Raw genomic sequence first — 9,476 nt, 5'->3', positions numbered from 1 at the left:
AGAGAGAAAAGAAGTTTCCTTGAACTAGAAATCTGACAAGAAAACATATAGGGGCATATTAAACTCATATTGATTCTATAGTTTATTGTATAAACCTCTAGAAACATGGCCCAAAAAGATCAGATTTGGCGTTTTATCTTCGCTGGATCCAGTTTTTCTCTTGACGAATTGCTTTTCTGGGACGTAAGGCGCAGCTCCCCATTTTAAAAGGAGAGTGCACATGCCTCGCAGAACTATTAATCGCACCAGGACCGAACTGTATGTGACCAGCAAGATGCTGATGAAGCCCGGACAAGGCGTCTACGTTTGGAAGCGATTTAACCCAGTGACGGCCAGCTACGATCACATTGAGGTCGGCCAAGTGACCGCAACTAGGTCAGACCATTGCCTACAGCTCCTCGGACTTGTGCATGCCCTAGAGCGTGTCGAAGAGGGTACCGCAGTGACGTGTGTCGTCGCTCACCGTGTCGTTCTGCGACAAGCACAAGACCTAGCAACCCTTGAACGGAACGGATTTAGGCGCAACGGCAAGACGATCGCGAACATAGATCTGTGGAGGGAAGTGGCTCGACTTGTCTCCACAAGGTCCGTGGGGTTCCGACATGCCAGCAGGAGAGGGGAAGATCGCCGGGTAATGAGTGAGATGGTTGAACGTGCGAACCACGCCTTGGATACGAGCAATGCACAGTGACTCAAGGTTCGATATGCCAAACTTCACTAAGGCAGCCGGGCGCCCGATCCGGCCTTACCTAGACTATTCTGGTCGCGTTAGAGGTATGTTGGATCAGCTCCAAGGGCTTTTGGATGCACACCGGCGTCCACGAAAAGCGGATTCCCCCTCCTTTCGCGGTAAATGCCGACGAACAATGGCAGTGCTGTGCCTCAACCTAACCTGCCTGATACTTTCCGGTAGAAGCCTGTGGCTGCAAACGCCTTCAAGCAAGACTTGGTATGCCGAGAACAGGTTTTGGTTAGGCTCGGACATAACAGCGTCTAGCGTACAGGCGTGTTCAGACATTTTGGTCGAAGCCGGTTTGGCACTTAAATTAGATGGGCGCGCATCGCCTCTGAGCGCAAACAGGCGCTCTGCGGGATTGTGGCCGAGCGACAAGTTCCGGAAGCTAGTCTGGGATGACTCAATCTCCGAACAAGACGTTTGGCGATCCCCTTCTCAGGATTTGATCCAGCTGCGTGCACGAAAATCAAGAGACGGCTTTAAGCGAAGAATCCCATTTCAATGGGACGAGGAGCTGCAAAGACAGGCGGATAATCTGTCGACGATAAATGCGCAGGTTCAGCAAATACCAATTCGGCTCGACGTATCTGACTCGCAATGGGAGGCAATTCTGGATCACATATCCAGAAAGCACAGCGATGGGGAAGAGGCAGAGGAGGCGACGCTGGACCAAACTCAGCGTTCTCTGTACCGAGTTTATAATAACGCTTCATTCGAACAGGGCGGACGCTTCTACGGGGGGTGGTGGCAGGCGGTGCCCAAGCGTTGGCGACCCTACATCAATATAGCCGGTTCAAAGGTTGTCGAGCTGGACTACGCTGCGATGCACCCCACCGCCCTAAGCCACCGACTAGGGATACCAGTACGTGGACGGTTTTATGAGATTGGCATTGGCAACAAGCCTATCGTGAAGGCCACCTTTAACGCTCTGATTAATGCCCGTGGAACATCAATCAAACCCGTCGATGGTTTCGATGAAGAGTCTATCGGCATGACGTGGAGCGACTTTCTGAAAGCCGTGAAGAGTCATTACCAGCCCTACCGACCATACTTCGGAACCGGGTACGGGCTCCGGCTGCAGAAACTAGATTCCGATATTGCAGAGACGGTGATGCTGCATTTCGTTCGGACCGGCCGCGTGGTCCTACCGGTTCATGACAGCTTCTTGTGTGCTCAAGCAGACGAGGCGGAGTTAGCGTGGGTCATGGAGGAGGAATTCCGCATTAGGACTGGGGGCACAATCAACCTCCGGCGCAAGCGCTTGTCTCAAGTGCAAATTAATGAAATCCGCGCTAGGCGAGCGCTCGATCGGTCTATCGGATTACACCCGTGATTTTCGCCAGCCAGCAGCCCTTGCTTCCTCTTCCGAACAGAACCACCGTTCCCCGTGTGAAGCGCTGATCCTTGTGTCGTTGTAGTATTTCTGGCCGGGCACGTGGTAAATGCGCTCTCCTTGGGTACTGACGTTGCCCTTGATGTTGCAAGGTCGGTTTTCTTGACCTTGGGCATTCAGCACAAACAAAGCCGTCGAAACTACCGCTGCGGCATAAAGCGCATTCCTTAGCATCTTTCTTCCTTCTGGCGCATCGACGATGAACTGACTTCGCCGGGAACAATCATTCGCATCCGATGCCGTCTCCATCACCGTCGAGCCTGTGAGGATCATTAGTGCCCACCCAAACAGGTCCGCTTATGTCAGCGCAATCCAGGTCAACGCCATTCCACGCGGGGCCTGGTGGCATGCCGAATGGCCGCCCTCTCATGAAATCTGAACAGCCGACGAGAAGTAGGGCCATGACCGCTACTGCGAAGCCCTTGATGACTTGATGTTGCGTCATACTACGCTCCCCAGTCTTGGTAAGGTTCACAGCCGATGCCATCGCCGTCACGATCTAGATCATAGATATCGCGGCCAGTCAGGCGAATTGGCCCTCGCACATAGTTGGGCCCATCGCCCCCACCACCCCAACAGTCGTAGTCACCTGAGGAGGGCAAGTAAGGGGCCGAATATCCGGTGCAGCCACCCCCAGAGCATGCGGCAGCCACAGCGACCCCAGTTGCTACGGCAGCGATTCCCACGACTGCAGCCGATTCCATCGCCACGCGATTTTGGCACTCCTCAAGTGTCAGCCCGCGTCGCGTCAGCTCCACCGCAGTATCGGTCTTGAATTGCGAGTCTTGGCTTTCCAGATGTGCACGGCAAAGGGCTGTGTCTTTTGGTTTGGTCGGGTCCGCATAGAAATCTTTGGGCGGTGTTGCACACGCAGCCAGCAACGAAACTGCGCCAAGCGCGACTATAGACTTCGTGAACATAGATCACCCCACAACAGTGCGGGCAGCTAAACATTGCAATGCACTGACGGACAAGATTTTTGTTCACCAATCGTTAAGCATTGGGATTTCTCCCAGTCACAAGTGACGGGGCAATACGCGACTCACTGGATCAGGCGGGCCTTCTTGACTCCGCAGGGAGACAGAGGCAGAACATAAAGAGAACAGATAATTACCGCCAAGCCGATGCCCGCCGACACCATAAAGAAGATGGGCTCAACGCCGCTTCGCTTCAAATGCGAGCCCTGCGGACGCAAAGGCCAGTACCGCGCGGACAGACTGGCCGAACTGGTCGGTGATGTTGGATTGCCTGAAGCGATGGTGTTGCTCGCGAAGCTCGGGCAATGCCCACGCGCTTTGATCCCTCCTGCAGTCAACAGCACCAATTACAATCAGGACAAATGCCAGATACGCCGTGACGTGCCTCCACCATCGATGCCGCCGACAGTGGGAAGGGCCATGCACGAGAAATGGAGGGGCTTCATTCGGTGTGAGAGGCACCACCAGGGTTTGAAGGCGACCAAGCCTTGCGGGGTAGAGGCTGAACTGGATTTGCCCACTCTGGTGCCGGCTCTTGGCTACGATTTCGAGATTGCGAAACTTAAGTCGAAGTTGTCGGCGCCATGTTGCGGGAGCCGAAGCTTTGAAATGACTTGGTACCGACCCACGCTCGAAGGAACGCCCTCTGCTTGTGCTTAAAAGTGACGGGTTTCGACCCCACTTCAGTCGTTCTCATTTTCGACGAGGTCCAAGAAGCTGCCATTCGCCCGATGGCAAGCGAAGAGGCCCAATCGCTTAGGGTCGCTTTGCACGCCATTTCAGCCCGCTGAGGCGTCCCTCCAATATCCAGCAAGTGGCAAGTAGCCTGTCACCACAGATGGCATGCCCGAAGTATCCGAGGTGCTCAATATTTTGAACGCCGTTAACCCCCACAGGCTGCAGGCACCATAGCGGGGACCCTGTTGCGTCGGGAATGGTCAGCCACCTCTTGCTAAACTACTGGCGCATATGTTTGATCGCGAAAACGATTGTGCCCGGGGAGCTGGATTTGGCCGACATCTTCATTAGCCACGCGACCGACGACAAACCGCTGGTTGAAAAGTTCGTCTCCTTCCTGAAGGAGGCGATTGGCGTGCCCGCAAAGTCGATTTTTTGCTCAAGCATTGGCGGACATGACGTGCCGCTGACAGTCGACTTCAATGACTACATGAAAGAGAAAATCCAGAAGCCAAAGCTGGTGATCACCTTCATGACACCGCGCTACACTGAGAGCTGGTTCTGCATGATGGAATTGGGAGCTGCATGGTCCAAGTCGTTGCACACATTGCCGATTGTTGTGCCTCCGACGCAGTTCGACGTGGTGACACGTACGCTTGGTCTGAAACAGGCTTGGAGCATCGAAAACCATGAAAAACTCATCGATCTGCGTCAGTTAATCCATGGATTAGGAATCCAGCTCGAGCACCGCACCGAGCAAGATTGGGAAAAGAAAAAGACCGCTTGGAAGTCGGATCTGAAAACGCAGCTTAAGAAGCTTAAGCCAGCATCAAACGTAGGCGCCGCCGAATATGAAGCCTTGAAGAAAAGCCTGGAAGAAGTCGAGAATGAGCGCGACAACCTTGATCAGTTGTACCAGGAAGCTCAAGCTGAGATTGCAGCGGTCTCGGCGCTAAAAGATAAAGAAGATCTTAAGCAACACAAAAAGTCAAAAGCGGGCGCCGACCCAGAGATGGAATTCGACGCCGTGATGGCTGACGTCAACGACTCAAAGCCTCCTAGGCTGTCTCAGCCATTCTTCTTAAACATGATAATGGATCGCTACGGCAAGGCTTCACGTATCCGTAACAATACCATGGATGACGAAGAAGATGTGAATGCCGCTATTAAGTACAATGTGATCGACACTGACGTGCCTCACGATTTTCTCTGGAATAGCAAGCGTCTAAAGAAGGTCGCAGCGGCTCTGAAGGCCGTGGAAGAATTCATGGACGACCCCGCCAACTCCGATTTCATCGACGAGCTGGAAGAGCTGGGTAAGGTCACCGACTACACCGATCAGGAATTCTGGGAAGACAATCTTTAACTGGCCGCAAGATGTGAAATCACGTCCGCACTCGCTTTCTGAAGCGGGCAGGCCTTCCAGAACATCGTCTGCGCCCTCGATCGTAGTACGCCGTTTGTCCTACCGAAGATCAGTCCTGTGGCTGCTCGACGTGATGCTGCTAAGAAGCGGTCAGGCTTCATTTGGTCCCAATCGTCCCGCCGCGTATTGCCTGCTATTGCCGCCAGCTCATACAAAACCCGCCCTCCCGCTTTCCACCCCTAGTCGGACTAATCCTGCATTTTGCCCACTGCCACAATTTCTAGCACGCCGTCAGGCAATGGCCGCTGTAGCTTAATGGCCTCCTCTTTGGGTGCCGTCAGCCATATCTCGATTTCGTCGGGCTCCGTCAGGATGACCGGCATGGCCTTCATATGGATTGAGCCCACCACATCATTCGGCTCACAAGTCAGGAACCCGAACAGGTCGGTGGTTTAAGTCCGGTGCGGACCTTGCGCAAGCTCGTCCAATCCTTGACCCATATCCCGGCGAAGAATGCGAGCGAGCAGCTTTCATCGAAGGCAAACCACGTGCCGCCCTTCTTCTTGCTCGGTTGGGGCTCCAGTTTGTCGGCGCCAAGCTCGAACCCGCTTGAAACCCCGTACCATGGCCGCGATGGCCGCCCGGTTGGAGGTATGGATATAGGGATTGCACATTCATTCGCCCTGGATGTTTTTGCCGAGCTAGAGCGATGGACGCGATCACGAGCCCATCCCAAGACAAGAGCTAGGTCTGCCAGTCTTCGACGATGGGTTGCCAATTCACAGGTCGGTCGACTTTGCGCGTCCAAACGTCCCAATAGTCGGGATCGTCCGACTGGGGTCTCTGGTGCTTTGGTAGATCACGCATTCTCACAAGCACCGGAAGAGGAGCGGCCCACCCTAACAGGATGGCTTGTTGAGAGGGTAACGTAGGCAACTCTCCTAGCAACTCTCCAAGCGCGTCGGGAACCAGCTTACGCACCAACGCCTGGTCTGTGTCATTGACCAGCCGATGAAGGAGGAAGCTGTTGCACTGAGCCAATACCGTTGGAGAAAGCTCCGACGGCCGCTGCGAAGAGAGTACGAGGCCTAAGCCGAACTTGCGGCCTTCCCGAGCAACGCGTTCGAACGTTTGTCGGCATGTATCGGCGGCCGGGGCACTCAGACCATACTCGCCATCCTTTCGCACGAATGTGTGCGCTTCCTCCAGCACGATGGTGGTGGGCAGTGGCTTTGCATTCGCCTTACGATACCGCTGGAGGGCTTCGAACGTGAGGCGGGCTATGACCGATACCGCTATATGGACAACGTCTGACGGTACCAGCGACAAATCCACAATCACCACCTGCCGATGACTTGAGTCGTCGCCCAAGAAACCCGCTAGAAAATCCAATAGGCTGATACTGCCCGGTTCTGGTGACACAATCGGCCGCATCCTGGAGTCGGAAAGCATTACTTCGATACGATTGACTAGGGGTTCCACGTGTTGAACTGCCCCAGACCCCTGGGCGATTGCCATTTCGTTTAGCCTTATAGGCAGCGCCGATATGTCGAACTCTGTGGGGTTGTCTTCCCCAAGCTCGTACGTGGCCTCTAGGGGGAGCAATGGCAGTAGGTCATCGGCAAGCCACGAGATGGGCTGATCTATGTCGGTCTGCTGAAACGTGTTGTACTTCCCCGGTGACCACTCTTTACCTGCCAAAACCCCTTCAATATGGCCAGCCACGCTTGTGAGGGCTGCGCGCAATTCCATATAACTTTGGTCGTCCAACTTGTCCCGATCTGACCGCAACCCCGAGGCAATACCCGCAAGTTGTTCGGCTAGACTCTTGTTGTCTCGCCATTCTTGAACGCTTTGCGGGTAGCCCGCACGCATTTGACGAAGTAGCGTGAGATGCCCACCTACGGTTCGACGCATCAGGCCAAGAAAAGCGTCATCCCCCACCATTGCATTTCGCAGCGTCCTGAGGGACTTGAGCAGCAGAGGCCGCTGCGAGCCGGGTTTGGCATCAGTGAAGGCTGACCATTCCTGACCATTCCAAAGCCAAGCGGGGACCGCAAGGCTGACCGCCCCTTCTTCCTTCCCGACCACAAACCTTCGCACGTTCTTGTAGTCGCCTTGAAAGGCCGCTCCGTACTCGCCATTGGGATCGAGGATAATGAATCGGCTTCTCGGTCCAACCTTCTCGCTCATCTGTGCCTGGGCCGCCTCCATAGACCAACGGACCAATCCAGCCACAGTACATGACTTCCCGCTGCCAGTGTTTCCTAGCACCGCGAGGTGGCGACCAAAGAGTTTGTCGGGGTCTACCATCACGCGTGAGTTGTTGCCAAAGGGGGCAGTTCCGAGAAGAAGACGGCGGTCCTCTCCATTCCCCTCAACGATGGACTTGAGCTGGCTAGCCGAGGGGATTAGAGCGATGTCACCCACTCCTGGCAGCGCTGTAACGCCCCGCTCTAGCTGGTAGTTTTCGCCGTCTAGAAGAAGAGTACCAACGGGCGTAACCGCCAACCTCCTGGTCGGGAACGGCAAAGCCACGAAGCGGTCATCGCTTGACACAGGTCCCGCCTCCGTCACCCAAATCCGGCTCACCAAACCCACCGTTGCTCCGGCTTCATTGGGGAGCAATACGTAGCTATTGACTCGCGGAAACGCCGTTGGAACGCCCGCATTGAGGGCGATCGATTGTGGCGCATCCAGGGTGAGCCGCACTTGTATTTCTCGCGGCTGGACAGACGACACGGTGCCAATAACTAGATCAGCAAGATGCCTTATTTCCCCACTCATCTCGCTGGCTCCTGCTCAATGGAAGTCTCCTCCGCTTCACCTCCTTGGCCTCGGTTGCTCAAAAGCTGCGCTCTCCGGAAGTAAATCGGATCAAGGGCAGGGCTTGGGAAATAAGTCTCGACCAGTGTGTCCAGGGCAGCGAAGTGAGAGCCCAGCAACAAAGTGAACTGTTGAGGCCGGGCGACCCGTTCGTAAAAGGTCCTGATCCGGTCATGGGGATCGACTTTGTTGCCGGCATTGCCATACGAAATGATGCAGAGGTGTGTTGAGGGCAGCGCCAGCATGTCCCCGATTATGCGATTAATGTGCTCATCGCCAAAACCATAGCCGTATGTAACCAGGGTTGAATTTGGCCGCACCAACTGGGAGGACATATCCCGGAATAGTTCGGCAAAAGGAAACCCTGCGGTTTCCAAATCCTTGGCCGCATTTGGATAGATCATCACGTTGCCCAACGGGGATCTAGGTATTGAAGGGTGATCACCACCCGCGCCGAACGCAATAGGCTTTCGGACAATTGTGTCCCCATCAGACACCCAATCTAGCGAGCCATGAACCTTTGAAAAGTGGCAGACCCCCTCTAGAAGTCGCGGCTCTCCCCTAATGCCTGGCGGATTGTAATGCATGTCGAGGCGCAGGCGAGAAGCCCGAAATACGGGCTCTAGGGCTCCAACAAACCGGTCAACCAGATGAAGTCCCGCAACGTCTGCGATCTTCTCGACAAATCTGTCGTAGTTGGTTGTGAGGATGTGAAGCCGCTCTCTTGAAGCTGTTCGTGCGGCGCAGCTCAGTACCAGGCGCGAAATCAACTCAACGCCCCGACCACTCTGTGCATTGGCGAACGCTCGTTCAGACTCAAGTATACTGCCTAGGAACGCGTTCAGAGCCGAATTGATCGCGCTGTCCCAAGCGGCCGCATCTTCTGTTTGACCAGCTATTGCAAGCCCCTCTTGTAGTGCCAAGGCTACTGAGAGTTGGTCCTCAATGTTTGCCGTGCCTCGTCCCGCTTTAACAGCCCGGCGCGTGGCCTCTGCAAGGACCCGGGCGTTAAGCGGTAGGCCAAAGTCTATCTGTCCCATCCCTTGGGCGTTGCAGCCAGAAGCGTGACATGCAGCAACGGTAAACCCGCTGCCCAAAAGAAGTGACAAATGTTCGGATTGGAATAGGGCAGATAACCAGGGCTCAATTTTCTTGCGGCCCGACTTTTCCCACTTGGGAAGATCATCACCCACGGGAAGGGCGTCGACTGCCTCTATATGTTCGCCCGCTTTAATTATATGCAGTTTTGAAAGATCCATGTCCCCACTCCTTATCAGGAAATGGGCACCATTTCCGGCGATTTACAAGATGCTAATAGGGAAGTCGCTCGCGGCTTAGACCGGACATACATATCTAGAGTAGAGCGAGGGATCAGAAACCCCACCGTGGCAGTGTTGTATAAGATTGCCGATGGCCTGTCTGTCTCGGCATCTCAACTGCTTATGCCCGTAGTAGCTGAGTAGCTAGAATTCGTTTTAGAAATTGTTTCAGACTGCATTC

Annotated in this window: 6 protein-coding genes; 3 read left to right on the top strand and 3 right to left on the bottom strand. The window is 54.6% G+C overall.

Going from position 1 to position 9,476, the window contains the following annotated elements; all coding sequences use genetic code 11:
* The first annotated feature begins 1,178 nt into the window (after positions 1–1,178).
* Complete coding sequence (locus tag GGR20_RS18220) at positions 1,179–2,069, top strand: hypothetical protein (protein ID WP_183312782.1); 891 nt, start codon at positions 1,179–1,181, stop codon at positions 2,067–2,069.
* Here the strand turns inward: GGR20_RS18220 and GGR20_RS18215 are convergent.
* Positions 2,058–2,402 (bottom strand): sunset domain-containing protein, encoded by a 345-nt coding sequence (locus tag GGR20_RS18215; protein ID WP_183312783.1) that lies wholly within the window; start codon positions 2,400–2,402, stop codon positions 2,058–2,060. The two genes, GGR20_RS18220 and GGR20_RS18215, sit on opposite strands and share 12 nt — an antisense overlap.
* A 1,713-nt stretch (positions 2,403–4,115) precedes the next feature.
* Between GGR20_RS18215 and GGR20_RS18205 the strand changes: the two genes are divergently transcribed.
* Positions 4,116–5,150, top strand: coding sequence for a TIR domain-containing protein (locus tag GGR20_RS18205; RefSeq protein WP_183312780.1), 1,035 nt, complete (start codon positions 4,116–4,118; stop codon positions 5,148–5,150).
* Positions 5,151–5,894: 744 nt separating this feature from the next.
* Here the strand turns inward: GGR20_RS18205 and GGR20_RS18200 are convergent.
* Entirely contained in the window at positions 5,895–7,862 is a 1,968-nt protein-coding gene (locus GGR20_RS18200; protein ID WP_183312779.1) for a helicase HerA domain-containing protein, read from the bottom strand.
* 71 nt (positions 7,863–7,933) lie between these two features.
* Complete coding sequence (locus GGR20_RS18195; protein WP_183312778.1) at positions 7,934–9,235, bottom strand: SIR2 family protein; 1,302 nt, start codon at positions 9,233–9,235, stop codon at positions 7,934–7,936.
* A gap of 21 nt (positions 9,236–9,256) precedes the next feature.
* Here GGR20_RS18195 and GGR20_RS18190 point away from each other — a divergent pair, with 21 nt between their 5' ends.
* Positions 9,257–9,439: a helix-turn-helix domain-containing protein gene (locus GGR20_RS18190; protein ID WP_183312777.1), complete on the top strand. Its 183-nt coding sequence runs from the start codon at positions 9,257–9,259 to the stop codon at positions 9,437–9,439.
* The last annotated feature ends 37 nt before the right edge of the window (positions 9,440–9,476 follow it).

The sequence above is a fragment of the Devosia subaequoris genome, from assembly GCF_014197055.1.
Lineage (GTDB): Bacteria > Pseudomonadota > Alphaproteobacteria > Rhizobiales > Devosiaceae > Devosia > Devosia subaequoris.
Note: the sequence above shows the minus strand (reverse complement) of the source record. Positions and strands in the feature narration are given on the sequence as shown.

What these genes read in the sequence shown, in the direction of transcription:
- GGR20_RS18190 (WP_183312777.1), top strand. Translation starts at nt 9,257, where the DNA reads ATGGGCACCATTTCCGGCGATTTACAAGATGCTAATAGGGAAGTCGCT.
- GGR20_RS18195 (WP_183312778.1), bottom strand. Translation starts at nt 9,235, where the DNA reads ATGGATCTTTCAAAACTGCATATAATTAAAGCGGGCGAACATATAGAG.
- GGR20_RS18215 (WP_183312783.1), bottom strand. Translation starts at nt 2,402, where the DNA reads ATGATCCTCACAGGCTCGACGGTGATGGAGACGGCATCGGATGCGAAT.